At 68.6% G+C, this 26369-nt stretch carries 22 protein-coding genes; 18 read left to right on the top strand and 4 right to left on the bottom strand.

What is annotated here, in order from left to right:
- The first annotated feature begins 52 nt into the window (after window positions 1–52).
- The 7 genes from tig (at window position 53) to OX958_RS25205 (ending at window position 9380) form a co-directional block, all read left to right on the top strand.
- Entirely contained in the window at window positions 53–1441 is a 1389-nt protein-coding gene (tig, locus tag OX958_RS25235; protein ID WP_270131899.1) for a trigger factor, read from the top strand.
- 323 nt (window positions 1442–1764) lie between these two features.
- The gene (locus OX958_RS25230) at window positions 1765–2388 is read left to right on the top strand and encodes an ATP-dependent Clp protease proteolytic subunit (RefSeq protein WP_270131898.1); all 624 of its coding nucleotides are present in this window, start codon (window positions 1765–1767) and stop codon (window positions 2386–2388) included.
- Between the two features lie 28 nt (window positions 2389–2416).
- Window positions 2417–3028 (top strand): ATP-dependent Clp protease proteolytic subunit, encoded by a 612-nt coding sequence (locus OX958_RS25225; protein ID WP_270131897.1) that lies wholly within the window; start codon window positions 2417–2419, stop codon window positions 3026–3028.
- Window positions 3029–3409: 381 nt separating this feature from the next.
- A complete protein-coding gene (gene clpX, locus OX958_RS25220) occupies window positions 3410–4705 on the top strand; it encodes an ATP-dependent Clp protease ATP-binding subunit ClpX (protein WP_270131896.1) in 1296 nt (431 codons plus the stop codon).
- 168 nt (window positions 4706–4873) lie between these two features.
- Window positions 4874–6502: an alpha/beta hydrolase gene (locus OX958_RS25215; protein WP_270131894.1), complete on the top strand. Its 1629-nt coding sequence runs from the start codon at window positions 4874–4876 to the stop codon at window positions 6500–6502.
- An 80-nt stretch (window positions 6503–6582) separates the two neighbouring features.
- On the top strand, window positions 6583–8121 hold the full coding sequence (locus OX958_RS25210; RefSeq protein WP_270131893.1) for an alkaline phosphatase D family protein: 1539 nt from the start codon (window positions 6583–6585) through the stop codon (window positions 8119–8121).
- Window positions 8122–8132: 11 nt separating this feature from the next.
- Window positions 8133–9380: a hypothetical protein gene (locus OX958_RS25205; protein ID WP_270131892.1), complete on the top strand. Its 1248-nt coding sequence runs from the start codon at window positions 8133–8135 to the stop codon at window positions 9378–9380.
- 66 nt (window positions 9381–9446) lie between these two features.
- Here OX958_RS25205 and OX958_RS25200 read toward each other — a convergent pair whose 3' ends face one another.
- Entirely contained in the window at window positions 9447–10808 is a 1362-nt protein-coding gene (locus tag OX958_RS25200; protein ID WP_270131891.1) for a phosphodiester glycosidase family protein, read from the bottom strand.
- Window positions 10809–10935: 127 nt separating this feature from the next.
- Between OX958_RS25200 and OX958_RS25195 the strand changes: the two genes are divergently transcribed.
- Window positions 10936–11859 (top strand): AEC family transporter, encoded by a 924-nt coding sequence (locus OX958_RS25195; protein ID WP_270131890.1) that lies wholly within the window; start codon window positions 10936–10938, stop codon window positions 11857–11859.
- Here OX958_RS25195 and OX958_RS25190 read toward each other — a convergent pair whose 3' ends face one another.
- A complete protein-coding gene (locus OX958_RS25190) occupies window positions 11860–12654 on the bottom strand; it encodes a hypothetical protein (RefSeq protein WP_270131889.1) in 795 nt (264 codons plus the stop codon).
- A gap of 207 nt (window positions 12655–12861) precedes the next feature.
- Complete coding sequence (gene valS / locus OX958_RS25185) at window positions 12862–15414, bottom strand: valine--tRNA ligase (protein ID WP_270131888.1); 2553 nt, start codon at window positions 15412–15414, stop codon at window positions 12862–12864.
- A 236-nt stretch (window positions 15415–15650) separates the two neighbouring features.
- On the opposite strand from valS, the gene OX958_RS25180 reads away from it, so the two are divergent.
- The 9 genes from OX958_RS25180 to OX958_RS25140 all read left to right on the top strand — a co-directional run bounded on the left by OX958_RS25180 (window position 15651) and on the right by OX958_RS25140 (window position 24490).
- Window positions 15651–17012: a bifunctional folylpolyglutamate synthase/dihydrofolate synthase gene (locus tag OX958_RS25180; RefSeq protein ID WP_270131887.1), complete on the top strand. Its 1362-nt coding sequence runs from the start codon at window positions 15651–15653 to the stop codon at window positions 17010–17012.
- Complete coding sequence (locus OX958_RS25175; RefSeq protein WP_270131886.1) at window positions 17009–17341, top strand: DUF4233 domain-containing protein; 333 nt, start codon at window positions 17009–17011, stop codon at window positions 17339–17341. Before OX958_RS25180 ends, OX958_RS25175 begins: the two co-directional genes overlap by 4 nt.
- A 55-nt stretch (window positions 17342–17396) precedes the next feature.
- Complete coding sequence (ndk, locus tag OX958_RS25170; protein WP_270131885.1) at window positions 17397–17807, top strand: nucleoside-diphosphate kinase; 411 nt, start codon at window positions 17397–17399, stop codon at window positions 17805–17807.
- 160 nt (window positions 17808–17967) lie between these two features.
- On the top strand, window positions 17968–18993 hold the full coding sequence (locus tag OX958_RS25165) for a rod shape-determining protein (protein ID WP_270131883.1): 1026 nt from the start codon (window positions 17968–17970) through the stop codon (window positions 18991–18993).
- A 4-nt stretch (window positions 18994–18997) separates the two neighbouring features.
- Entirely contained in the window at window positions 18998–19924 is a 927-nt protein-coding gene (mreC, locus tag OX958_RS25160; RefSeq protein WP_270131882.1) for a rod shape-determining protein MreC, read from the top strand.
- A gap of 1 nt (window position 19925) precedes the next feature.
- Window positions 19926–20459, top strand: coding sequence for a rod shape-determining protein MreD (gene mreD, locus OX958_RS25155; protein WP_270131881.1), 534 nt, complete (start codon window positions 19926–19928; stop codon window positions 20457–20459).
- Window positions 20456–22513: a penicillin-binding protein 2 gene (mrdA, locus tag OX958_RS25150; protein WP_270131880.1), complete on the top strand. Its 2058-nt coding sequence runs from the start codon at window positions 20456–20458 to the stop codon at window positions 22511–22513. Before mreD ends, mrdA begins: the two co-directional genes overlap by 4 nt.
- Window positions 22510–23676 (top strand): rod shape-determining protein RodA, encoded by a 1167-nt coding sequence (gene rodA, locus OX958_RS25145; RefSeq protein ID WP_270131878.1) that lies wholly within the window; start codon window positions 22510–22512, stop codon window positions 23674–23676. Before mrdA ends, rodA begins: the two co-directional genes overlap by 4 nt.
- A gap of 61 nt (window positions 23677–23737) precedes the next feature.
- Window positions 23738–24490, top strand: a complete 753-nt coding sequence (locus OX958_RS25140; protein WP_270131876.1) for a hypothetical protein — start codon at window positions 23738–23740, stop codon at window positions 24488–24490.
- Window positions 24491–24517: 27 nt separating this feature from the next.
- On the opposite strand, the gene OX958_RS25135 is transcribed toward OX958_RS25140, so the two are convergent.
- Window positions 24518–25483: an asparaginase gene (locus OX958_RS25135; RefSeq protein WP_270131874.1), complete on the bottom strand. Its 966-nt coding sequence runs from the start codon at window positions 25481–25483 to the stop codon at window positions 24518–24520.
- A 35-nt stretch (window positions 25484–25518) separates the two neighbouring features.
- Between OX958_RS25135 and pcaD the strand changes: the two genes are divergently transcribed.
- Window positions 25519–26277: a 3-oxoadipate enol-lactonase gene (pcaD, locus tag OX958_RS25130; protein WP_270131872.1), complete on the top strand. Its 759-nt coding sequence runs from the start codon at window positions 25519–25521 to the stop codon at window positions 26275–26277.
- Window positions 26278–26369: the final 92 nt, after the last annotated feature.

The raw sequence follows: 26369 nt of genomic DNA, 5'->3' as shown, positions 1-26369 counted from the left end.
CGGCCTGTCCGGCCGCGGCTGTGAACGTCATCGATCAAGGAGAACCGCCACCGTGAAGAGCACCGTCGAGTCCTTGAGCCCGACCAAGGTCAAGCTCATCGTCGAGGTGCCGTTCGAGGAGCTCAAGCCGAGCCTCGACGCGGCGTACAAGAGCATTGGCAGCCAGATCGTCGTACCGGGCTTCCGCAAGGGCAAGATCCCGCCGCAGGTCATCGACCAGCGCGTCGGCCGTGGCCCGGTGCTCGAAGAGGCGATCAACGACGCGCTGCCGAAGCTGTACTCGCAGGCCGTCCAGGACAACCAGGTCAAGGCGATCGGCCGGCCCGAGGTGGACGTCACCGAGTTCAACGACAAGGAGAGCCTGCAGTTCTCCGCCGAGGTCGAGGTGCGCCCCGAGATCACCCTGCCGGACCTGGAGGGGATCGAGGCCGGTGTCGAGGACATCGCGATCAGCGACGACGAGGTGACCGAGCAGATCGAGGCGCTGCGGCAGCGGTTCGGTTCGCTCAACCCGGTCGAGCGCGCGGTCGGTGACAAGGACTTCATCACGATCGACCTGTCGGCCACCAAGGACGGCGAGAAGATCGAGGAGGCGCAGGCCACCGGCCTGTCCTACCAGGTCGGCAGCGGTCAGCTGCTGGACGGTCTGGACGACGCGGTGCTCGGCCTGAACGCCGGCGAGTCGAAGACCTTCGTGACCCAGCTGGTCGGCGGTGAGCTCAAGGGCGAGGACGTCGACGTCGAGGTCACCGTGACCGCGGTCAAGGAGCAGGAGCTGCCGGAGTTCGACGACGACTTCGCCCAGACCGCGTCGGAGTTCGACACCGCCGAGGAGCTGACCAGCGACGTCCGTGGGCGGCTGGAGCGCGGCAAGCGCCTCGAGCAGGCCGGCGACGCCCGCGACGCCGTCCTGGAGAAGATCCTCACCATGGTCGAGGTGCCGGTCCCCGAGGGCCTGCTGACCGACGAGCTGGCGGCCCGCCGGGAGAACCTCGAGCAGCAGCTCGGGTACTCCGGGATGACCTTCGCGCAGTTCCTCGAGGGCGAGGAGCAGACCGAGGAAGAGTTCGACGAGGACCTGAAGAAGCGTTCCGAGGACGCCATCAAGGCCCAGTTCGTGCTCGACCTGGTCGCCGAGCAGCAGGAGCTCAGCGTCAACGACCAGGAGCTGACCGAGCACATCGTCCGGCACGCGCAGCGGTCCAACGTAAGCCCGGACCAGTTCGCCCAGCACGCCGTCGAGAACAACCTGGTCCCGAGCCTGGTCTCCGAGGTCGTCCGCGGCAAGGCGCTGGCGCACCTGGTCGAGAACGCCAAGGTCACCGACGCCTCCGGCAACACCGTCGAGCTGAAGACCCTGCAGCCCGACGGCACCTACGCCGACCCGGCCGCTGAGGCCGACGCCGAGGCCCCGGCCGAGGAAGAGCCCGCCAAGGCCTGACGCACCCCTCGACGGCCCCGGATCCCCAGCGGATCCGGGGCCGTCGGCGTTTCTCCCCCCACAACAAGCGACCTCCAACACCACCCAGCGACCCCGAACACCACCCAGCGACCCCCAACACCACCCGGTGGGCTTGAACAGGAACTGGCGACCTTGAACAGGAAATAACCTGTTCACGGTCACCGGGTGGTGTTCACGGCCGCTGGTCGTGGGCGGAATCCGGGGCTGTTCCGGGGTTAGCTGAGAGCAGACGGCGTGCGCCGTGAGCGAACAGGTGCCTACCAGCCTTAGGTCTGTCGTCGCGGACCAGTAATGTCGGCTTCGTGAACGAGACATTTGCAGCCAGCCCCACCGCCGCGGGCGGCACCGGATCCGGCGGACTCGACGACCACATCTACCAGCGCCTGCTGACCAACCGGATCATCTTTCTGGGGTCGGAGGTTCGCGACGACAATGCGAACGCGATCTGCGCACAGATGCTGCTCCTCAACGCCGAGGACCCCAACAAGGACATCTGGCTGTACATCAACTCACCGGGTGGGTCGGTGGACTCCGGCATGGCGATCTACGACACCATGCAGTGGATCTCCAACGACGTCGCCACGGTCGGGATGGGCCTGGCCGCCTCGATGGGCCAGTTCCTGCTCTGCGCCGGCGCGAAGAACAAGCGCTTCGCCCTGCCGCACGCGCGGATCATGATGCACCAGCCCTCCGGCGGCATGGGTGGTACCGCCTCCGACATCAAGATCCAGGCCCAGCAGTCGCTGCACATCAAGGCCCAGCTGTTCAAGCTGATCGCCGAGCACACCGGCCAGCCGCTCGAGCAGGTCGAGACCGACGCCGACCGGGACCGCTGGTTCACCGCGGACCAGGCGAAGGACTACGGCTTCATCGACCACGTCGTGGCCAGCGCGGCTCAGCTGAGCAGCGGCAGCCCGAACTCCTGACCTCCCACTTCGTTCGTAAGGACATCGCATGAACTACTTCATCCCGCAGTGGGAGGAGCGCACGTCGTACGGCATGCGCCGGATCGACCCCTACACCAAGCTGTTCGAGGACCGCATCATCTTCCTCGGCACCCCGATCACCGACGAGATCGCCAACGCCGTGATGGCGCAGCTGCTCTGCCTGCAGGCGATGGACTCCGACCGGGACATCAGCATCTACATCAACTCGCCCGGTGGTTCGTTCACGGCGCTGACCGCGATCTACGACACCATCCGCTACATCAAGCCGGACGTGCAGACGGTCTGCCTCGGCCAAGCCGCCTCGGCCGCCGCGGTACTGCTCGCCGCCGGTACGCCGGGCAAGCGCCTCGCCCTGCCGAACAGCCGGATCATCATCCACCAGCCGGCCACCGAGGGCACCTTCGGTCAGTCCAGCGACATCGAGATCCAGGCGAACGAGATCCTGCGGCTGCGCGCGCTGCTGGAGACGATGCTCGCCGAGGCCAGCGGCAAGCCGGTCGAAGAGGTTTCGCGCGACATCGAGCGGGACAAGTTCCTGACCGCCGAGCAGGCCATCGAGTACGGCCTGATCGACGACATCCTGCAGACCCTCAAGACCCCGGTCCCGGCCGGCGTCTGAGAACGACCGTCCGCTTCGACGGTACTGTCCCCAGCGGCTCAGGGCGTGTCTCCTTGTCTCGTGCGTGCTGCGCGGCACTCGGCACGGCAGCTCGGCGCACTGGAGCAAAGGCCACGATGGAAGAGCATCGAGGCCTCCACTCCAGCACACCGAGCTACCGCACCGAGCACCTGCTCGCGACTGCACGAGACAAGGAGACACCCCCTCGCACTGTCAAGCCACAGTGCGTTCGCCACCGGCGTAGTCACAACGCGTCGGTGAGCACGGTGTTTCGGCCCCTGGCGCGGTACCGTCGAAGCGAGTTCCGGGTGGGGATCAGCCCCGAGACGGTTGAGGTTCGACTCCGCCCGGTTCGACTGCTCAGAGAAGGGATCTGTCCCGGTGGCACGCATAGGTGACGGCGGTGATCTGCTCAAATGCTCGTTCTGCGGGAAGAGCCAGAAGCAGGTCAAGAAGCTCATCGCCGGTCCCGGCGTCTACATCTGCGACGAGTGCATCGATCTCTGTAACGAGATCATCGAGGAGGAGCTGAACGAGGGCTCCGAGGTCGGTCTGACGGAGCTGCCGAAGCCCCGCGAGATCTACGACTTCCTCAATGCCTACGTCGTCGGACAGGACGTGGCGAAGAAGGCGCTGGCAGTGGCGGTCTACAACCACTACAAGCGCGTCCGTGACGGTCAGGGCTCCTCGAGCGCCGGCCGGCACGCCAAGGACGAAGCGGTCGAGCTGGCCAAGTCGAACATCCTGCTGATCGGCCCGACGGGCTGCGGCAAGACGTACCTGGCGCAGACCCTGGCCCGGATGCTGAACGTTCCGTTCGCGATCGCCGACGCCACCGCGCTGACCGAGGCGGGCTACGTCGGCGAGGACGTCGAGAACATCCTGCTGAAGCTGATCCAGGCGGCCGACTACGACGTCAAGAAGGCCGAGACCGGGATCATCTACATCGACGAGGTCGACAAGATCGCCCGCAAGAGCGAGAACCCGTCGATCACCCGCGATGTGTCCGGCGAGGGCGTGCAGCAGGCGCTGCTGAAGATCCTCGAGGGGACGACGGCCAGCGTTCCGCCGCAGGGCGGCCGCAAGCACCCGCACCAGGAGTTCATCCAGATCGACACCACCAACGTGCTGTTCATCGTCGGTGGCGCGTTCGCCGGCCTGGACCACATGGTGGAGCAGCGGGTCGGCAAGAAGACCCTCGGCTTCAACGCCTCGCGCGAGCCGGAGAAGCCGAAGGAACTCAGCGGCTACTCCGACGTGATGCCGGAGGATCTGCTCAAGTTCGGTCTGATCCCCGAGTTCATCGGCCGGTTGCCCGTCATCACGACGGTCTCCCCGCTGGACCGGGACGCGTTGATCAAGATCCTGTCGGAGCCGAAGAACGCGCTGGTCAAGCAGTACCGGCGGCTGTTCGAGATCGACAACGTCGAGCTCGAGTTCACCGACGACGCGGTCGACGCGATCGCCGACCAGGCGCTGCTGCGCGGGACCGGCGCACGTGGTCTGCGCGCGATCATGGAGGAGGTGCTCCTCAACGTGATGTACGAGGTGCCCAGCCGTGAGGACGTGGCCAAGGTCGTCGTCACCGGCGAGGTCGTGCTGGAGAACGTCAACCCGACGCTGATTCCGCGCGACCAGATCGAGCGCAAGCGCGAGCGCCGCGAGAAGACCGCCTGACCAGGCAATCCCCAGCACGGGTGAGTTCTGCTCACCAGCTTCACTCCTGAGAGGGGCCGGCATCCGCTGACAGGCGGATGACCGGCCTCGTTCTCGTGGTGGACTCGCACTGACAGCTCCCCGTCATAGCGTCGACTTCGTCCGAACCGTCGACTCTCTGGGGAAACTATGAGTTCACGTACCGCCCTACGGTTCTCGGCCTTGCTGGCAGCCACCGCTCTGGTAGCGCCGACCACAGTTGCCGCCGCCACGCCGCGACCAACGGTACCCAAGATCAACTGGACCGGCTGCGGGTCCGATCCAGCGCTGAAAGCCTTCCAGTGCGCCACTGTGGAGGTTCCGACCGACTACGACCGGCCGCGCGGCGCTACCACGACGATCGCGTTGACCCGACTGCCGGCGAGCGACCCCGCCAAGCGGATCGGCACCTTGTTCACCAACCCGGGTGGACCCGGTGGCCCGGGCGTGCCTTTCGTCCAGCAGGCCGCACAGTTCGCCTACACGCCGCAGGTGCGGGCGCAGTTCGACATCCTGGGCTTCGACCCGCGCGGCGTCGGCAAGTCGGATCCGGTCACCTGCTACCCGACGGCAGCCGAGGAAGCGGCCGCGCTCGGCGAGGTGACCTCGTTCCCGATCACGCCGGCCGAGGACAAGGCCTATCTGAAGGCGAATCTCAAGCTGGCCGCCAGTTGCCTGACCACGTCGCCCGATCGGCTGGCGCACTTCTCGACCGCGAACGTCGCGCGTGACATGGATCTGCTCCGGCAGGCGGTCGGTGACAGGAAGCTCTCCTACGTCGGCTACTCCTACGGCACCGACCTCGGAGCGACGTACGCGAAGTTCTTCCCGGACAACGTCCGCGCGCTCGTCCTCGACGGAACGCTGCTGCCCTCGTGGTACTCGGGCTCGGACGGCGACCGGCGGCCGGTCGGCGTACGGCTGCGGCAGAGCGAGGGGGCGACGGAGACGTTCGCGCAGTTCAAGGCGGAGTGCAAGAAGGCCGGGCCGAGCCAGTGTCCGGTCGCCGAGCTCGGCGACCCCTCGACGGTGGTGGAGGGTGTGTTGACGCGGCTCAAGGCGGGACCTGTGATGGTGACACTGCCCGACGGTACCCAGCAGCAGTTGCGGTATCAGGACGCCGTGGCGTTGACGTTCCAGTACCTGTACGAGCCGGCGATGTGGCCCGATCTCGCAGCCTTCTACGCCGAAGTGGCCGCCATCCCGAAGGCAGCGGCCAAGGCAGGTGCCACGGCCGGGCTGAAGGCGCCGCGAGCGCTGCTGGAGTGGAACAACCGCAAGGAGGAGTACCCGTCGCTGGGCGGGTCCCTGCAGTTCTGTGTTGACGCGAAGAAGACCGGTCGCCCGCTTGCCTACCCGGCCTGGGCGGACCAGACGAACCAGCGCGCCCCCCACTTCGGCCGGATGCGCTCGTGGGTCGGACTGACCTGTGAGTTCCTGCCGATCCGGGACAACGACGCCTTCCTCGGACCGTGGGAGAACAAGGTGAAGGCGCCGGTGCTGGTGATCGGCACCCGCTACGACCCGGCCACGCCGTACCAGGCGACCCGCCCGTACTCCGACCTGTACCCGGACGCGCGGATGCTCACGGTCGAGGGCTGGGGGCACACCACGCTGGGCAAGAGCGCCTGCGCCGACGCCCGGATCACGGAGTACCTGACACAACTCAAGGCGCCCGCCGACGGCAGCACCTGCCAGCAGGACCGTAAGCCGTTCGATCCGGTGCCGACCGCCGAGCAGCGCACCCAGAAGTTCATCCAGGGGGCCGTTGTCCGGTAGGACAAGGTGTAGGAAAGTTACGGGACTGTGGGGATCATGGGCACGAACCGCCCCAATGCGCACCTCGAAAGGTGAGGCCCATGACCCCCATCAGTCGTCGAACCCTTGTCCTCGGCGGCCTCGCGGCCGCCGGCGCCACCGCACTGCCTGCCCGTTCCAGCATCATCTCGGCCACCGCGGCCACCCCGTATCCGTTCCAGCTGGGCATCGCCTCCGGTGAGCCCGACGCGAGCAGTGTCGTCCTGTGGACCCGGCTGGCTCCGTCTCCGCTCAACGCGGACGGCCAAGGCGGTATGGCGAACGCCAACGTCGCCGTGGACTGGCAGGTGTCGACCAGCGAGTCGTTCAGCACACTTGTCGCCTCGGGTACCGTCACTGCGACGTACGGCGCGGCGCACTCGGTGCATGTCGTCCCGGCTGGTCTCAACCCCGACTCGGACTACTTCTACCGTTTCCGTGCTCAGGGACACGTGTCGCCCGTAGGACGCACTCGTACTGCGCCTGCAGCGGGCACCAACGGCCGTGACCTCACCATGGCGTTCACCTCGTGCGCGCACTACGAGGAGGGCTACTACACGGCGTACCGGCGGATGGCTGAGGACAACCCAGGTCTCATCCTCTTCCTGGGTGACTACATCTACGAGTACCCCGGTACTGCGGGCCGCACGCGACTCCACCTGGGCGGCACCGAGATCACCACCCTGGCCGACTACCGGCGCCGCTATGCGCAGTACAAGTCGGACCCGGACCTGCAGGCGGCGCACGCGGTCGCGCCGTGGATCGTCGTACCGGACGACCATGAGGTGGAGAACAACCACGCCGGCAACATCCGTGCCGACAGCACGCCGTCGCTGACTGCGGCGCAATGGACCGCCCGGCGCAGCGCCGCCTACAAGGCCTACTACGAGAACATGCCGCTGCGGCCGGCCCAGGCCAGCAACGGCGCCTCCATCCCGCTCTACCGGCGCCTGCAGTGGGGCAAGCTGGCGACCTTCCACATGCTAGACACCAGGCAGTACCGCAACGACCAGGCCTGTGGTGACGGCTGGAAGGTCTGCTCCGACGCCGACCTGGCCACGCGAAGCCTGCCGGGCAACGCCCAGGAGACCTGGCTGCTGAACGGTCTGGCCCAGAAGGCCGCCACCTGGGACATCATCGGACAGCAGGTGTTCTTCGCACGGCGCTTCAACGCCTCCGGCGCGAGCATGGACTCGTGGGACGGCTACCGCGCCTCCCGGGCCCGCATCCAGCAGGGCTGGGTCAGTCGCGGCGTCCGCAACCCGGTGGTGCTCACCGGTGACGTTCACCGCGCTTGGGGCAACAACCTGATGGCCGACTACAACAACGCGAACTCGGCCGTGATCGGCAGCGAGCTCGTCACCAGCTCGGCGACCTCGGGTGGTGACGGCGACGCGGCGACCGCGATCCCCGACGTCGGGACCAATCCGTGGCTGAAGTTCTACAGCAACCGCCGCGGCTACATCCGGACGACGCTGTCGCCGACCCAGCTGCGGGCCGACTTCCGCACCGTGGCGAAGGTTTCGGAACACGACGGCGCGGTCGGTACCGCGAAGTCGTTCGTGATCGAAGAGGGCCGGCCCGGCCTTCAGGCCGTCTGAGGAGATCAGCGATGAAGAAGAAGCTTGTCGCCACCGCTGTCGCCGTACCCTCGCTGCTGGTCGGCTTCGTGACTCCCGCAGCTCATGCCGCGATCGCGACACCGATCTGGTCGACCGCGAACAGCGTGGCGTCCGGAGACCAGGACGCTGCCGCCATCGCGACCAACCGCAACGGGTACGTCGCCGTGGTGTGGGAGGACGACCGGGACTCGACCGATGCTGCCGACAACACCCACAGCGAGATCTTCCTGCGGTTGTACCGCAACGGGACGGCACTCTACGAGAAGAAGCTGTCGGCCGCGGGCGGCAGCGGAGTCACCACCTGGCGCCACCTGCACCCGGATGTCGGCCTGGACGACAAGGGCAACGCCGTCGTGGTGTGGGCCGACGACCCGGACGGCAACGGGTACTACAACGTCCCGTACCGCGTCGTGAACACAGCGGGAACCGTCACGGCCACGGGGAGCGCCAACAGCAATTCCGACGGCCAGCAAAGGAATCCACGGGTCGCTGTCGATCCGGACGGTGCTCCCTCGAGTGCCGCCGTCGCCTTCACGGTGGTGTGGGAGGACCTGCAGACACCTGCCGGCGCACTGCCGACGGTCAAGGCGGCGGGGTTCACCGGTCCGACAACGCGGGCATGGGAAGTCACCGCCTCCACCACCACGGGTCAGCACCACAATCCGGACGTCGCGGTCTCGGCGTCAGGAGATGCCGTGGTGGTGTGGGACGACGGATCAGCCGATCCGTCGTACAACATCGGGCTGGTGGGGCTGGCCCGGACGAACGGAGCGGTCACGCTGTCCCGGCGTACGGCGAACGCCACCACCGCCGGGGCACAGACCCGCGCGTCGGTCGCCGCCAACTTCAACGGCGACTTCGCGGTCGCGTGGGAGTCGGGTGCCGGTGCGTGGACGCGGAGCTTCAACGGTGCCGGCGCCCCACGGTTCGCCGACCTGCAAGTCGTTGCTAATGGCAAGGTTCCGTCGGTGGGTATCGACGATCAGGCCACCAGCGTCGTCGGCTGGACGACCAGTGACCTCGACGTCTGGGTCCGCGGCTTCAACCCGGCCGGTACGACGGACGCTCCACGGCTTTCGGCTCAGCAGTTGAGCCAGGTGACGGCCGGGCGGCAGGAGCAGTTGGTGGTCGCGGTGTCTCCGTGGTCGGAGGTCGCGGTGGCCTACACCGACGACAACGACGGGAACACCTTCGACCAGGTGATCCTCGGACAGGGAATCTCCAACAGCAACTTCTGAGGTCCCGCAGAGCAGGAAAGCCCAGGCGGACAGCGTCGTCCGCCTGGGCTTTCCGTTGGTCCGGTGCTACTTCTCGACGTAGACCAGCGCGTCGCCGACCGCCCGCTCGGCGCCGTTCGTGCCGCTCGGGCGGCTGACCAGGGCGCCGTTCACGGCCATCGCGGTCGAGCCGCCGCCGTCCAGGTTGATCGCGTCGTGCAGGCCGAGCGACTTGGCGACCGCGGCGGTCTCGTCCATCGTCGTACCGACGCTGGTGGTCTGCCGGCCGTCGATGGTGGCCAGCGTGAGCTTGCCGTCGGTGGCGGTGCCGACGATCGTGCGCGGGTTGCGGTCGAAGAAGCTGCCGGTACCGGCCGGGACGACGATCTTGCCGTTGGCGGTGAGACGGTAGCGGCCGGTCACGGCGTACAGGTCCTTCTTCAGCTTGAGGTTGGTGCCGTACTCGTTGGCGACGGCGAGGTCGGTCTTCAAGCAGGTGTGGGAAACCATGCCGAGGAGCGCGTTCGAGTCGCTGCCTGTCGCCTGCAGCGAGGTCTGGCTCTTGGTGAGGCTGGTACCGCGGGTGGCGGCGACCCGCTCGACGCAACCGTCGCGGTCGAGGACGACCTCGATGCCGGCGCCGGCCGGGGTGGTGGCGGCGAACTCGGGGGTGAACAGCGTGACGTCACCGGGCTCGGCACACGCCGTCTGAGCCGGGAGGGTGGCGCAGGCGGCCGGGATCACCGGCGGGTGGTTGACGAACTCGAGCGGCAGCGTGGTGCCGGTCTTCGGGTTCTTGACGCTGCCGGACCAGGTCAGGTGACCCATCACCGCTTTGTTGCTCTTGGCATCGATGATGAAGTTGGCCTCGGCCGGATCGGTGAGCGGCTCACTGAGCAGCTTGCCGTCGAAGATGCCGAGGCCGACCGGATCGCCGGGGTAGAGGGCGCTGGCGGTGAAGGTGAAGAAGGACGCGTTGACGCCGGCCAGGGCGCCCACCGTACGGACCAGGTCGGTGGTCTTCTCGACCTTGGCGAGGTCCGCGCCGTAGGTGGCCTTCAGTTCGCCGCGCGCCTTGCGTGGGTCGATGGTGAGGACGTTGACCACCCAGGGGCCCCGGGGCGTGGTGTTGATCTGGTCCGCGGGGGCGGGTTCGGTGCCGCGGACGATGCGGGTCAGGGTGACGCCCTCGGCCAGGGCGGTGGACGTGCGGGTCTCGGTGAGGTCCGCGTCGCCGAGGGGGAGGATGTTGGCGGCGTACTGGACGGCGACGGGCTGCCCGGCACCTTGGTCGCTGCTCTGGGTGGGGCTTTGAGCAGCGGCGCTGCTGGTGGAGGCGACGGTGAGGGTCGCGAGCGCTGCCAAGGTGGTGGCGGCAGCGACGGCGGTGCGGGTGCGCTTGCCGCCGGTGGTGCGCGGGCTGCGGCTCGGACGGGGGAAAGTGTTCATGGCGGCCATCCTTCGGTCTGTTGGTGGAATCTTTCCATCCCGAGGGCTTGCGGGTCAGTAACTTGCAGATGAACCGTTTCAGCTACGATCGCTTGAGTGTCCAGCCCTCTGACTGTCTGAGCCCCGGATGAGCGCCGTCGTTGCTGCCTTCGTCGCACTCGTGGCGGTCGCCGTGCTCGGATATCTGGTCGGTCTGGCCGGGGTGCTGCGGCCCGAGGACGAGTTGGTGCTGTCGAGGTTCGCGTTCTTCGTCGCGACGCCGGCCCTGCTGTTCACCACGGTGGCCCGCGCCGACCTGCACGCGATCTTCTCGCCGGTCCTGCTGACCAACCTGGCCGGAGTGTTCGTGGTCCAGGTGCTGTATCTGCTGGTCGCGGTGCTGCTGTGGCGACGGAGCCGGTCGGAGGCGACGGTCGGCGTACTGGCCGCGTCGTACGTGAACGCGGGCAACCTCGGCGTACCGGTCGCGGCGTACGTGCTCGGCGATGGTGCGTTGGTCGCGCCGATCGTGCTGTTCCAGCTGCTGGTGATGGCGCCGGTGGCGTTCGCGATTCTGGACGGGGACCGGCAGGGAAGTGGGCGGCGAGCCTCGTGGACGACCCTGGCCACCCGGCCGTTGCGGAACCCGCTGTCCGTCGCGTCGCTGCTCGGCTTGTTCGTCGCGGCGATCGGGATCGAGTTGCCGTCGTTGATGATGCGGCCGGTGGATCTGGTGGCTGCGGCGGCGGTGCCGATCGCGCTGGTGGCGTACGGGTTGAGCCTGAGCGGCGCGAAGGACTCGATCAACCTCGACCGGGACGTCGCCCTGGCCGTGGTGCTCAAGACGCTCGTCCAACCGCTGGTCGCGTTCAGCGTCGGCCGCTGGCTGCTCGGTCTGGAAGGCCCTGCGTTGCTCGCGCCGGTGCTGCTCGCCGCATTGCCGACTGCTCAGAACGTCTATGTGTACGCCGTGCAGTACCGCGCCGCGCGAAGACTGGCGCGCAGCGCGGTACTGCTCAGCACGTTGCTGTCGATCCCGGTGATGATCGCTCTGGCGGGCCTGCTCGGGTGACTACTTCATCGCCGCGAACGCCTCGTCGGCCAGTGGCCCGACGTCGTTCACGCTGACGCCTTCGTTGGCTGCCTGGGCGATGATCGTGAGCGTGTTCGACCCGCGGTAGCACTGCGTCGGCAGGGTCTTGCTCGACTCGACACAGGTCGAGTCACCGACCTGCTTGACCATCTCCGGCGACGCCCCCGAATCCTTGATCGTCTTGTCGATGTCGACCTTCCCCCGCAACGCGATCACCACGAAGAGCCGCTGACCGTCGAGATTCCCGTACGCCTCGACCGTCGCCTGCTTGCCGTCGTTGATCCGGCTCAACGCCTCCCGCGTCTGGTCCAGCTTCAGCTGCTCCCGGATCTGCGCGTCGGTGACCCGATCCAGCCCGCCCAACTTCACCGGCGGCTCGATCCCCCGAGCGGTGTTCAGCCGGCTCATCGGCCCCAGCCCCGCGAAGTACCCGACCGCCGCCACCACCAGCAACGCCAGCACGATCCCACCCACGGTCACCCACGGATTCCGCCGCCACCGAACCTTCTTCAACCCCCGCACCGGCGCCTTCCACCACGGACCCTTACCGGCGGATTCACCGGCGCCGTCCTTCGGTGGCTTGCCGTCCCCACCGTCCGCAAGCTTGGTGGTCGGCGTACCGCTGGCCGCACCCGCGGACGACACACCGCCCGTACCGGCCTTCGCCTGAGCCTCGGTCTCAGCAGGCTGCGAAGCAGGAACTTGCGGCGTCTGCGGCGGAAGCGGCGTCTGCTGGGGCTTGTCGTCCGGGCCGGGGGTGGTGGGGGTGCTCATCAAGTGCTCCTCGGGGCGCGCGGACGGATCGCCGGGGGATTGGCTGGGTCGCCCCGATCGTTTCATATCAGGACAAGGCGACCCCGCAGGGTAGTCGGCCCGTTGCGTCTGCACTTTCTCCTCGACGCCGTGCCAACCCCCACCAACCAGCAACGCCCGCCTCCGAGAGAGACGAGCGCTGCCAACACAACCTCGACCAGCTGCGACCTACAGCGCGGCGATCACCGAGACGGACTCCGACTCGTCCGGGCTCCAGACGATCTCGCCGGTGATCCGCCCGGCCGCCCGCAGGTCGACCTCGGCGCGCTCGGCCAGGGTCAGCCGGGCTGCCGGGCCGCTGACCTCGACCTTCGAGACCTCGGTCTTCATCGAGACCTGCGCCGTCGACTTGGCGCCGCGAATCCCCGCCAGCACCTCGGCGACGGCGTCCAGGACGGCCGGGTCCTGCTCAGCGGCGGCGATGTCGACGTCGGCGACCGGCCAGGAGGTCTGGTGGATCGAGCCTTCCTGCCACCACGACCAGACCTCTTCGGTCGCGAACGGCAGGTACGGCGCGAGCAGGCGCAGCTGGACCGACAGCGCGACTGCCAGCGCGGCCTTCGCCGAGGTGGCACCGGCCTCGCCGTGACCGCCGTACGCGCGCTCCTTGACCAGCTCGACGTAGTCGTCGCAGAAGCTCCAGAAGAACCGCTCCGCGATCTCCAGCGCGCCGGTGTAGTCGTACCGCTCGAAGGCCTCGGTCGCCTCCGTGGTCGCGGTCCGCAGCTGGGCCAGCATCGCCAGGTCGACCGGCTCGGTGACGGCGGCGGCGTCGACCGACGTGGCACCGAAGCCGAGGACGAACTTCGAGGCGTTCAGGACCTTGATCGCGAGCCGGCGGCCGACCTTCATCTGCGACTCGTCGAACGGCGAGTCCATCCCCGGCCGGGCCATCGCCGCGCGCCAGCGGACCGCGTCGGAGCCGAACTTCTCCAGGATCTCCGACGGGACGACCGCGTTGCCCTTGGACTTCGACATCTTCTTGCGGTCGGGGTCGACGACGAACCCGGAGATCATCGAGCGCGCCCAGGGCAGGGTGCCGTTCTCGAAGTGTGCCCGGACGACGCGGGAGAACAGCCAGGTGCGGATGATCTCGTGCGCGTGCGTGTTCAGGTCCATCGGGAAGGTGCGCTCGAACAGGTCGTTGTCCCGCTCCCAGCCGCAGACGATGTGCGGGGTGAGCGACGAGGTGGCCCAGGTGTCCATCACGTCGGGATCGGCGACGAAGCCGCCCGGCTTGCCGCGCTGGGACTCGTCGTACCCACCCGGGACCTGTGAGGTCGGGTCGATCGGCAGGTCGGCCTCGCTCGGCATCAGCGGGTGCGCGTAGTCCGGCTCGCCGTCGTGGCCGAGCGGGTACCAGACCGGGAACGGGACGCCGAAGAAGCGCTGACGGGAGATCAGCCAGTCGCCGTTCAGCCCGTTGACCCAGTTCAGGTAGCGGTGCTTCATGTGCTCGGGGACCCAGCCGAGCTCGTCGCCGCGCTCGATGAACTCGGCCTTCAGGTCGGCGTCGCGGCCACCGTTCTTGATGTACCACTGCCGGGTGGAGACGATCTCGAGCGGCTTGTCGCCCTTCTCGAAGAAGTTCGCCATCCGCTTGGTCGGCTTCGGCTCGCCGTCCAGGTCGCCGCTCTCGCGCAGCTTGGCAACGGTCAGCTCACGCGCGCTGAAGGTGGTCTTGCCGGCCAGTTCGCCGTAGAGCGACGCCGCGGCCTCGGAACCCTCGAGCCACTCCGGGGTGTCGCGCAGCAGCCGCCCGTCCCGCCCGATGACCGTGCGGACCGGCAGTTGCAGTTCCCGCCACCAGATCACGTCGGTGAGGTCACCGAAGGTGCAGCACATCGCGATGCCGGCGCCCTTGTCGGGCTCGGCGGCCTCGTGCGCGAGCACCGGGATCTCGACGCCGAACAGCGGCGAACGGACCGTCGTACCGAAGAGGTCCTGGTACCGCTCGTCGGTCGGGTGGGCGATCAGCGCGACGCAGGCCGGCAGCAGCTCGGGCCGGGTGGTCTCGATGTAGATCGGGCCGTTGTCGCTGTGGAACGCGACCCGGTGGAAGGCGCCGGCGTACTCGCGGGCCTCGAGCTCGGCCTGGGCGACGGCGGTCTGGAAGGTGACGTCCCACATCGTCGGGGCCTCGGACAGGTACGCCTCGCCGCGGGCGAAGTTGCGCAGGAAGGCCCGCTGCGACGCGCGCCGGGAGTCCTCGGAGATGGTGGTGTAGAGGTAGTTCCAGTCGACGCTGAGGCCGACCTGACGCCACATCGCCTCGAACGCCTGCTCGTCGACGTGCGTCAGCTCACCGCACAGGTCGACGAAGTTCTGCCGCGAGATCGGGATCTGCTTCTTCGCGTCCGGCTTCTCCGGCGGGGTGAAGTCCGGGTCGTAGGGCAGGGTCGGGTCGCAGCGGACGCCGTAGTAGTTCTGCACCCGGCGCTCGGTCGGCAGGCCGTTGTCGTCCCAGCCGATCGGGTAGAAGACCTTCTTGCCGCGCATCCGCTGGAAGCGCGCGACCAGGTCGGTGTGGGTGTAGCTGAAGATGTGCCCGACGTGCAGCGACCCGGAGACGGTCGGCGGCGGGGTGTCGATCGAGTAGACGTCGGCACGCTCCGCCGTACGGTCGAAGGCGTAGGTCTGCTGCTCCTTCCATACGGCAGCCCACTTCTCCTCGAGGCCGTCGAGGGTGGGCTTGTCTGGAACGCGGGACGTCTCGGTCATACGGCAATCCTAGTGCTTGTCAAGGGGTGCTCACGACGGGTTATCCACAGCCCTCCTGAGGGCCCCGGGTTGAGCGTCCTTCGGCGCTGGCGGCGCCCAGGCACGCACCTCGCGGCACTTGAGAAGCATCCACGATGCTCCACATCGAGGACGCTCCTCAAGCACCGCGATGCACGCACCTGAACACCGCCAGCACTCGAAGGACTCTCGACCCGGGGCCCTACACTGGCGACCTGATGAGTGACCTCTCGTATGCCGAGGTATCGGCGAAGCTCCAGGCCCGCTGGCCGGAGAACAAGATCGACCCCACGCTGGACCGGGTGCGGCGGCTCGTGGAGCTGCTCGGCGACCCGCAGAAGAGCTATCCGGTCGTGCACCTGACCGGTACCAACGGCAAGACCTCGACCGCACGGATGGTCGACGCGCTGCTGCAGGAGGCCGGGTTGCGGACCGGGCGCTTCACCAGCCCCCACCTGGAGACGGTCCGCGAGCGGATCACCCTGAACGGCGAGCCGATCGACGAGCAGCGCTTCGTCGAGGTCTACGCAGAGATCGAGCCGTACGTCGACGTGGTCGACTCCGAGAACGAGCACCCGCTGTCGTTCTTCGAGGTGATGACCGGGATGGCGTTCGCGGCCTTCGCCGACGCCCCGGTCGACGTCGCGGTGATCGAGGTCGGTCTCGGCGGCACCTGGGACTCCACCAACGTCGCCGACGGCACCGTCTCGGTGATCACCCCGGTGGCGGTCGACCACGCGCACATCCTCGGCGCGGATCCGGTCACCATCGCTCGCGACAAGTCCGGGATCATCAAGCCCGGCGGCACCACCGTGATCGCGCAGCAGAGCCTGGACGTCGCCGAGGTCCTGGTCCGCCGGGCCGCCGAGGTCGGCGCCCAGGTCGCCCGCGAGGGACTCGAGTACGGCGTGGTCAGCCGCTCGGTCGCCGTCGGCGGTCAGCTGATCTCGTTCAAGGGTCTCGGCGGCGAGTACGACGACATCTTCCTGCCGCTGCACGGTGAGTACCAGGCCCACAACGCCGCCACCGCGCTGGCCGCGGTCGAGGCGCTGCTCGGCGCGACCAGCCAGAACGAGGGCGACCGGATGACCCGCGAACTGGTCGAGGCGGGCTTCGCCGAGGTCACCAGCCCGGGCCGGATGGAGGTCGTCCGGACCAGCCCGACGGTGATCGTCGACGCCGCGCACAACCCGCACGGTGCCGAGGCGACCGCCGCGACCGTGTCCGAGGCGTTCGCGTTCCAGCCGCTGATCGGCGTCCTGGGCTGCATGAAGGACAAGGACGTGTACGCGATCCTGGAGGCCTACGAGCCGATCATGGAGACCGTCGTCTGCACCCGGAACTCGTTCGAGCGGTCGATGCCGGCCGAGGAACTGGGCGAGATCGCGGCCGAGATCTTCGGCGAGGACCGGGTGCTGGTCCGGCCGAAGCTGCTCGACGCGATCGACGACGCGATCCGGCTGGCCGAGGAGAACGCGCTCGCGATGGGCACCGGCGGCGTCCTGGTCACCGGCTCGGTGATCACCGCGGGCGAGGCCCGCACGCTGCTGGTCCGCAAGACGGCCGGGGAGAAGCGGTGAGGTCGCTGGCGAGCATCGTGCTCGCCTTCGAGTTCCTGGTGCTGGCCCTCGTCACGCCGGTGATGATCTCGGTGGCCGACGTCGAGCCCAGTACGGCGCTCCCGCTGTGCCTGGGGCTGGCGGTGCTCGCACTGGTCGCGGCCGGGCTGCTGCGCAACCGGGTCGGCTACATCCTCGGCTCGGTCCTCCAGGTCGCCGCGGTCGGCCTCGGCTTCGTCGTACCGGTGATGTTCGTCCTCGGTGCGGCCTTCGCCGCCTTCTGGGTGGCGTCGATCGTGCTCGGCCGCCGGATCGACGAGGCCAAGGCCGCCCAGGCCCAGGCCGGCTGACCGGCACCACTAGGCTCGGCCGCAGCATCCGCCAGACTCATCGGAGAGAACAGACATGTCGCAGCGCACCCTCGTCCTGCTCAAGCCCGACACCGTACGCCGTGGCCTGGTCGGGGAGGTCCTCGGACGGTTCGAGGCGAAGGGCCTCGCCGTCGTCGCGATGGACCTGCGCACGATCGACGGCGACCTCGCCGACCAGCACTACGCCGAGCACGTCGAGCGGGACTTCTACCCGCCGCTGCGCACCTTCGTCACCAGCGGCCCGCTGGTCGCGCTGGTGCTCGAGGGTGACGAGGCGGTCGAGGTCGTCCGTGGCCTGAACGGTGCCACCGACGGCCGCAAGGCCGCGCCGGGCACGATCCGCGGCGACCTGTCGCTGTCGAACCGGGAGAACCTGGTGCACGGCTCCGACTCGCCGGAGTCGGCCGAGCGCGAGATCAAGATCTGGTTCCCCGACCTGCCGTAGCCGTCATCGTCCGTACCGGCAGGCAGGGCGGCGCGAACAACCGGTGAGTGGACCGATACGATGCGTCGTGGGCGGACGGGTCGTGTCGGTCCCCGGTTGGCGCAGGGTCCGCGCCTAGCCTGAGAACTCCGGGACCCGAGCAGGTGGAGGGCGCGCCGAGATGGCGAACAGCATGCTCGGCCGTGACATGGCGGTCGACCTCGGTACAGCCAACACACTCGTCTACGTCCGCGGTCGCGGCGTCGTCCTGAACGAGCCGTCCGTGGTGGCGATCCGTACCGACGAACCGCGCGAGGCGGTCGCCTTCGGCGCCGAGGCGAAGAAGATGATCGGCCGTACGCCGGGCAACATCACCGCCATCCGGCCGCTCAAGGACGGCGTGATCGCCGACTTCGACGCCGCCGAGCAGATGCTGCGGTACTTCATCCAGCGCGTGCACCGCCGCCGGTACTTCGCCAAGCCGCGGATCGTGGTCTGCGTCCCGTCGGGCATCACCGCGGTGGAGCAGCGCGCCGTCCGCGACGCCGGCTACATGGCCGGCGCCCGCAAGGTCTACATCATCGAGGAGCCGATGGCCGCCGCGCTCGGCTCGAACCTCGAGGTCCGGGACGCGACCGGCAACATGGTGGTCGACATCGGCGGTGGCACCACCGAGGTCGCGGTGATCTCGTTCGGCGGCATCGTCACCAGCCAGTCGATCCGGGTGGCCGGCGACGCGATCGACAAGGCCGTCGTGAACTACTGCAAGAAGGAGTACTCGCTGATGCTCGGCGAGGCCACCTCCGAGCAGATCAAGATGACCATCGGCTCGGCCTTCCCGAGCGCGGACGGCCCGGACTCCGAGATCCGCGGCCGCGACATGGTCTCCGGCCTGCCGCGCACGGTGAAGGTGTCCTCGGCCAGCATCCGGCAGGCGATCGAGGAGCCGATCACCGCGATCGTCGACGCGGTCAAGGCCACCCTGGACAAGACCCCGCCCGAGCTGGCCGGCGACATCGTCGACCGCGGCATCGTGCTGACCGGCGGCGGCGCGCTGCTGAAGGGGATGGACGAGCGGCTGCGGCACGAGACCGGCATCCCGATCCATGTCGCCGACAACCCGCTGGACGCCGTCGTGCTGGGCGCCGGCAAGTGTGTCGACAACATCGAGACGCTGAACCGCATCCTCGTCACCGACCGCCGCTGACCCGATGCTGAAAGATCTCGGTACGCCGGCCAGAGGGCTGGTGCGTTCGGCCGGCCTGCCGCGGGAGATCCGCCGCCGCCGGACCGTCCTGGTGCTGGTCGTGCTGGCCTCCTTCACCCTGATCGTGCTCGACGCGCGCCGCTCGGCGGGCTCACCCGTCGAGCCGCTGCGGCACGCGGCGGCGGCGGTCTTCGGTCCGCTGGAGTCGACGGCGACCAGCGCCCGGCAGCCTGTGGACAACCTGCGGGACCGGTTCGCCGAAGTGGATAGGTTGAAAGCAGAGAACGAAAAACTCACCGCGGACAACGAGAAACTCGTCAGCGACCTGCGCACCACCGACTACGCCCGCAACCGCGCGAGCGAGCTGGACCGGCTGCTGCGGATCGCGCCGAAGTTCACCGTGACGCCGGCCCGGGTGATCGGGCTCGGCAGCGCGCAGAGCTTCAACCACACAGTGACCATCGACGCCGGTTCGGCGGACGGAGTGCGACCCGACATGACAGTACTGAACGGCGACGGGCTGGTGGGCCGCGTCGTGCGGACCACCGAGGCCACCGCCACGGTGCTGCTGATCGGCGACCGCAACTCCACCGTCGGCGGCCGGCTCAACTCGACGATGGCGCTCGGCTTCCTCTCCGGCCGTGGCGAGGTCGGCACGTCGGCGGCGCTGGACTACAAGCTGGTCGACCTGAAGGCGCTGCCGAAGGCCGGCGACCGGATCGTCACCTGGGGCTCGAGCGGCAACGCGCCGTACGTGCCCGGAGTGCCGATCGGCGAGATCACCTCGGTGGCGGTGGTGAAGGGGGCGCTCGGGTCGACCGCGCTGGTCAAGCCGTTCGTCGACCCGACCCGGCTCGATCTGGTCGGTGTCGTCACCGGTCCGCCCGCGCGGGCGCCGCGGACCGCGGTCTCGCCGGCGAAGGGGCGCTGAGATGCCCGCGCTCCGGATCGTCCTGGCCGCGTTCTTCCTGATCCTGGCGGTCACCGTGCAGACCTCGCTGCTGCCGCACATCGCGGTCGCCGGGGTCGGTTGTGACCTGGTGATGATCGTCATCGTCGCGCTCGCGCTGTCCCGGGGCGCCGAGTGGGGAGCCATCGCCGGCTTTCTCGGTGGCCTGATGCTCGACGTCGTCCCACCGGCCGACCACACGGCCGGGCGCTGGGCGCTCGCGCTGGCCCTGTCCGGCTATGTCGCGGGCCTGATCCGCCGCGAGACGTCGGCCGCACCGGTCGGTCCGCTCGGAGTCGCGCTCACCGTCGTGCTCGGCGCGGCGTTGTCGCTCACGGTCTACTCCGCGACCGGCTCACTGCTGCACGACCCCGCGGTCGACTGGAGCGAGTTCGGCGTCCGCCTGGGCATCGCCGCGGGGTACGACGTGGTCGGGGCGATCGTGGTCATCCCACTGGTGATGTGGGTGATGGGCCGCGTGGTCCCGGCGCGCGAGCGGCAGCGGGTGCTGCGATGAGCTTCGACAGCTTCAACCCGGCACCGCTGAAGCCACGACTGCGCCTGTTCGTGATCCAGGTGCTGGTCTTCTCGCTGATGTTCACCTTGCTGGCCAGACTCTGGTACATGCAGGTCATGTCGTCCGACGACTACTCGCAGGCCGCCACGCAGAACCACACCCGCGAGGTGCTGGTTCCCGCGCCCCGCGGCACCATCGTCGACGCGGCCGGCCGCACTCTGGTGGGCAATCGGGTGTCGCTGGTGATCACCGTCGACCGGTCCGTGCTCGCGAAGCTCCCCGACACCGAGCAGCAGGCCGTGCTGGCCAGGCTGGCGAAGGTGCTCGGCCAGAGGCCGAAGGACCTGACCGCCCGCACGATGCTCTGCGGCGAGCCGGGGGCCTCCAAACCGCCGGCCTGCTGGAACGGTACGCCGTACCAGCCGATCCCGGTGGCGAAGGATGTCACCGAGCAGGTCGCGATCGAGGTGATGGAACGGCGGGAGGACTTCCCGGGGGTGGCCGCCGAGTCCGCGACGCTGCGCGCGTATCCCGCGCCGTTCAAGGTGAACGCGGCTCACATGCTCGGGTACCTGTCGCCGATCACGACCAGCGAACTGGACGATCTCGACAAGGCCGGGCAGGACTCCGTGCCGCACCGCTCGGACCTGGTCGGCCGGGCCGGGGTCGAGCGCACCTACGACCAGCTCCTGCGGGGGACGCCGGGCGTCAAGAACGTCATCGTCGACGCCGTCGGGTACACGACCGGCGTCCAGAAGCAGACCGCGCCGGTGCCTGGCTCGACGCTGATGACGAGTATCGACTCGCGGATCCAGGCCACGGTGGAGGCCCAGTTGCGCGGCGCGATCATGACCGCGCGCAAGCAGTACGACAAGATCACCAAGAAGAAGTACGTCGCCGACTCCGGCGCGGCCGTCGTGATGGACACCAGGACCGGCCAGATCGTCGCGATGGCGAGTTACCCGGACTACGACCCGGGCGTCTGGGTCGGCGGCATCTCCCAACGCGAGCTGGACGCGCTCTACTCCACCAAGGCCGGTACTCCGCTGGTGTCGCGGGCCGTGCAGGGGCAGCTCGCCCCCGCTTCGACCTTCAAGGTGATCACCACCGCGGCCGCGCTGGCCAACGGGTACGGACCGAAGACCCGGCTGGACTGCTCCTCGTTCTTCGAGGTCGGCGACCGCCGGTTCAAGAACTACGAGTCCGCCTCCTACGGCATGATCGGCTTCGACCAGGCCCTCGCGCTGTCCTGTGACACCTTCTTCTACCGGATCGCCTACGCCCTGTGGCTGAAGGCGGGGGGCAACTCCGGTGACCTCGACGCGGTCGACCCGCTGGTCCAGATGGCGCAGCAGTTCGGTCTCGGCAAGCCGACCGGGATCGACCTGCCCGGCGAGGTGTCCGGCCGGATCGCCGACCGGAAGTGGAAGAAGGAGTACTACGACGCGCAGAAGGACTACTACTGCAAGCTGGCCGACAACCCGCCGGCCGGCACCTCGGCGTTCCTGAAGCAGTTCTCCCGCGAGTTCTGCGTCGACGGCTACCGCTACCGGGCCGGCGACGCGGTCAACTTCTCCATCGGCCAGGGCGACACCACGGTCACTCCGTTGCAGATGGCAACGGTCTACGCGGCGCTGTCGAACGGCGGCAAACTGTGGGAGCCGCGCGTCGCGAAGGCCGTGATCAGCCCCACCGGCAAGGTCCGGCCGGTTCCGCCGAAGCTCGCCTCCCGGTTGCCGGTGCCGGCGTCGACACTGCGCTACATCGACAACTCGCTCAAGGACACCGTCCGGACCGGGACGGCGGCGTGGAAGTTCACCGGCTTCCCGCTCGACCAGGTGCCGATCCGCGCCAAGACCGGCACGGCCGAGGTCTACGGCAAGCAGACCACCTCGTGGATGGCGTCCTACACGGACCGCTACGCCGTGGTGATGATGATCAGCCAGGCCGGAACGGGCTCGGGTGCGGGCGGTACCGCGGTCCGCCGCATCTACGAGACGCTCTACAACATCAAGCCGCCGGTCGCGCCGCCCGCCAAGAAGGCGGAGCGATGAGCCTGCTCACGCCGACCCGGCAGTACCGGCAACGGGCCGATCGGCGCTCCACGCTCTGGCAGGTCGACTGGGTGCTGGTGATCGGCGTACTGGCGTTGTCGTCCGTCGGCTCGCTGCTGATCTGGTCGGCGACCCACGGCCGCACGGCGCTCACCGACGGCAACCAATACGCGTTCCTCATCCGGCACGCGCTCAACTTCGCCATCGGCCTGGTGCTGGCGGTGCTGGCGGCAGTGACCGACCACCGCCGGGTGCGGATGTTCGCCCCGGTGCTGTACGCCGGTTCCCTGGTCGGCCTGGTCCTCGTCCTGGTTCCCGGCGTGGGAGCGGTGGTGAACGGCTCACGCTCCTGGATCCAGCTGCCGTGGATGTCGATCCAGCCCAGTGAGTTCGCCAAACTCGCGGTGATCGTCGGGATGGCGCTGCTGATCGCGGAGAAGGGCGAGACCAACCACCGCGAGGCGCGCACGATCGACATCGCCCAGGCGATCGCGGTCGCCGCGATCCCGGTGCTGCTGGTGATGCTGCAACCCGACCTCGGCACCGTGATGGTGCTCGGGTCGATCGTGTTCGGCATCGTCGCGGTCTCCGGAGTGCCGAAGCGCTGGATGCTCGGCATCGTCACGGCGGCGACGGTGATCGCGGTGCTCGCGGTGCAGCTGAGCGTGCTGAAGAAGTACCAGCTGGCGCGGTTCACCGCCTTCGCCGATCCGTCCCAGGACCCGCAGGGCATCGGCTACAACGTGAACCAGGCCCGGATCGCGATCGGCAACGGCGGGATCTTCGGGCAGGGACTCTTCAACGGTCCGCAGACGCAGAACGCGTTCGTGCCCGAGCAGCACACCGACTTCGTCTTCACCGTCGCGGGGGAGGAGCTCGGCCTGATCGGCGCCGGCGCGATCATCTGCCTGTTCGTGCTGATCCTGTGGCGCGGACTGCGGATCGCGGTCAACGCGCGGGACGCGTTCGGCCGGCTGATCGCGACCGGGGTGGTCTGCTGGTTCGCGTTCCAGGCGTTCGAGAACATCGGCATGACGCTGGGCATCATGCCGGTCACCGGTCTGCCCCTGCCGTTCGTCTCCTACGGCGGATCGTCGATGTTCGCCGGCCTGTTGGCCGTCGGCCTGCTCCAGAACATCCATCTGCGATCCCACCAGGTCTAGGGCGGGTCCGAGTCGAGGTACGCTTCAGCTTCCCTGCGCCCTCGAAGGTTCTGGATGGGTCATGAAGCTCGCGTCGTCGTTTCCGCTCGTCGTTGCCGCTGCTGTCCTGCTGACGCTCACCGCCTGCGGCGAGGACCAGCCCGATGCCGCGGCCCCGTCCTCGACACCCTCGGTGAGCGCGACTCCCACGGAGAGTACGCCGACCGACCAGCCGACCGAGACAGGTCCGGTCAAACGCACCGAAGCCGAACTGGCCAAGGCGTTGCTAGAGCTCAAGGACCTGCCCAGTGGCTTCTCCGAGGAGAAGGAAGACGACGAACCGGCCGGGCAGAGCAGCACCTTCTCGGCACCGACCAGCAAGTGCAAGGCGCTGGTGAAGTACCTGAACTCGGACGGTGAGGCACCTGAGTCGAAAGCGAGCGCGCAACGCTCGTTCACCGGCGGCCAGGAAGGCCCGTACATCGACTTCTCGCTGGACTCGCTCCGCACCTCAGCGGCCGTCCGCGAGCTGCAAACGTCGTACCGGCAAGCCGTCACCGACTGCAAGAAGGTCACCATGCGGACGGCGGGCGCGAACTCCACTCAGATGGAGGTCAGCGAGCTCACCGCGCCGACGTTCGGTGAGTCGCCGTTCGCCTTCCGGCTGACCGGCGTCAGCGGCCCGAAACAAGGCCTCGAGTACGTCGCCGCCATCACCGGAATCGGCGATGTCCTCCTGTCCGTCGGCATCCTGGCAGGCCAGCAAGGTGAGCTCGACGGCGCCACCGAGGCCGCGGTCGAGAAGGCTCGCACCATCCTCGCCAAGACCGGCTGACCGCTCCGGCGGCAACGCGACCGCCGGCTAGACCAGCGAGCGAATCTCACCAACGGGCCGCCCGCCGCCGAGAACGGGCAGGTCGATCAGCTCAGTCGCGGGGGAGACCTCCAGCCCACACTTCTCCAGCAAGCGCAGAGCGAGCGCCGTGGTGGCTCGCGGGTTTCCGTCGATGACCTTGATCGCCACCGCGTGACCATCGGGCATCGCCATCGCGATGACCCCCTCCGCGCCGCCTTTGGCCAGTACGCCGGGAAGCAGACGCATCACCTCGCTGTTCTGATGACCCTTGCCGCCCACGAGTTCCGGGTGCTGCCGCATCGCATCGGCCACCCGGCGCTCCGCAGTACCGGCCGGTGCGGTGACGAGGCGACCGAAGGCGCGAGCCAGGCCGGCCAGCGACATCCCGAGCAGGGGAGCGCCGCAGCCGTCGACGGTGACAATGCCGGTCGAGGATCCGGTCAGCCGCTCGATCTCGGCCGCGATCGCCAGCTGCACGGGCGATCCGGGGTCGAGATAGCCGGCCGGATCGTCACCTCGAGCAACAGTCGCCCTCAGCATCGCCGCATGCTTGCCCGAGCAGTTCATCCGCACCTTCTCCGGATCGATGCCCTCGGCAATCAATCGGAACCGGGTGGGTTCGTCCTCCGGCCGGTCCGGTGGGCACTGCAGGGCGCCGTGATCCAGCCCGGCCGCGGCGAGCAGGCGATCCACCAGCGCGACATGCCGATCCTCTCCGGTATGACTCCCGGCCGCGATCGCCGCTTCCTCGCCATCGAGCTCCGCACCCGCCGCGATGCACCCGACCGCCTGCAGCGGCTTGGCCGTCGACCGAGGCAGCACGACGGCCTCCACCTCACCCGCCGCGAACACCTGCCGGCCTTCCGGGTCGATCGCGACCGCCAGGCCGAAGTGCCGGCTCTCGACGAATCCGCTTCGCACCACTTCAGCGAGTTCGACGACACTTCCGTGGCCGGGGACACCGTTGATCATGCGGGGACGCTAGCAGCGTTCGTAAGGTGGGAGGCATGCGACTCAACTACCAGGCAACCGGTCCCGAAGACGCGCCCGTCGTCCTGCTCGGCTCCTCCCTCGGTACGACGCACGCGATGTGGGCGCCGCAGCTCGACGCACTGTCCCAGCGCTTCCGGGTGATCGCGTTCGACCACCGTGGCCACGGAGAGTCCGACGCACCCGACGGCCCGTACACGATCGAGGACCTCGGCGGCGACGTCATCGACCTGCTCAACGAGCTGCTGATCGAGCGAGCGTCGTACGTCGGCATCTCGCTCGGCGGCGCGGTCGGCCTCTGGCTCGCCGAGAACGCCCCCGACCGCTTCCACCGCTTCGTCCTCCTCTGCCCACCGGCGTACCCGGCGGCCGGCGCCCAGATGTGGACCGACCGCGCCGCCCAGGTCCGGGCCGAGGGCACCAAGCCCATCGTGGAGCCGACGCTCTCCCGCTGGTTCCTCCCCGAGTACGCCGCCGCGCACCCCGCCGAGGTCGACACCATCCGCCGGCAACTCCTCGCCACCTCCCCGGAGGGCTACGCCGCCTGCTGCGAAGCCCTGGGTTCCATGGACCTCCGCCCCGCCCTCGCCGACGTCACCGCCCCCGTCCTCCTCGTCACCACCGCCTCCGACACCTCGATCCCACCCGAGACCGTGATCCCCCTGGCGGCCCAGATCCCCGGCGCCCACCTCGAACTCCTCGAAAACGCCGCCCACCTGGTCACCTACTCCCACCCCACCGAGATCAACCACCTCCTCCTCACCCACCTCACCTGACCACCGGCTGGACGGAGGGAGCGGAGTGGCCTCAGGGCCGCCGATGCGGGACCTGGCGGCGACCGGCGTTAGGCTGGTGAGTGGCTCTGACC

Origin of the sequence: Kribbella sp. CA-293567, assembly GCF_027627575.1 — a bacterium.
Taxonomy (GTDB): domain Bacteria; phylum Actinomycetota; class Actinomycetes; order Propionibacteriales; family Kribbellaceae; genus Kribbella.
Note: the sequence above shows the minus strand (reverse complement) of the source record. Positions and strands in the feature narration are given on the sequence as shown.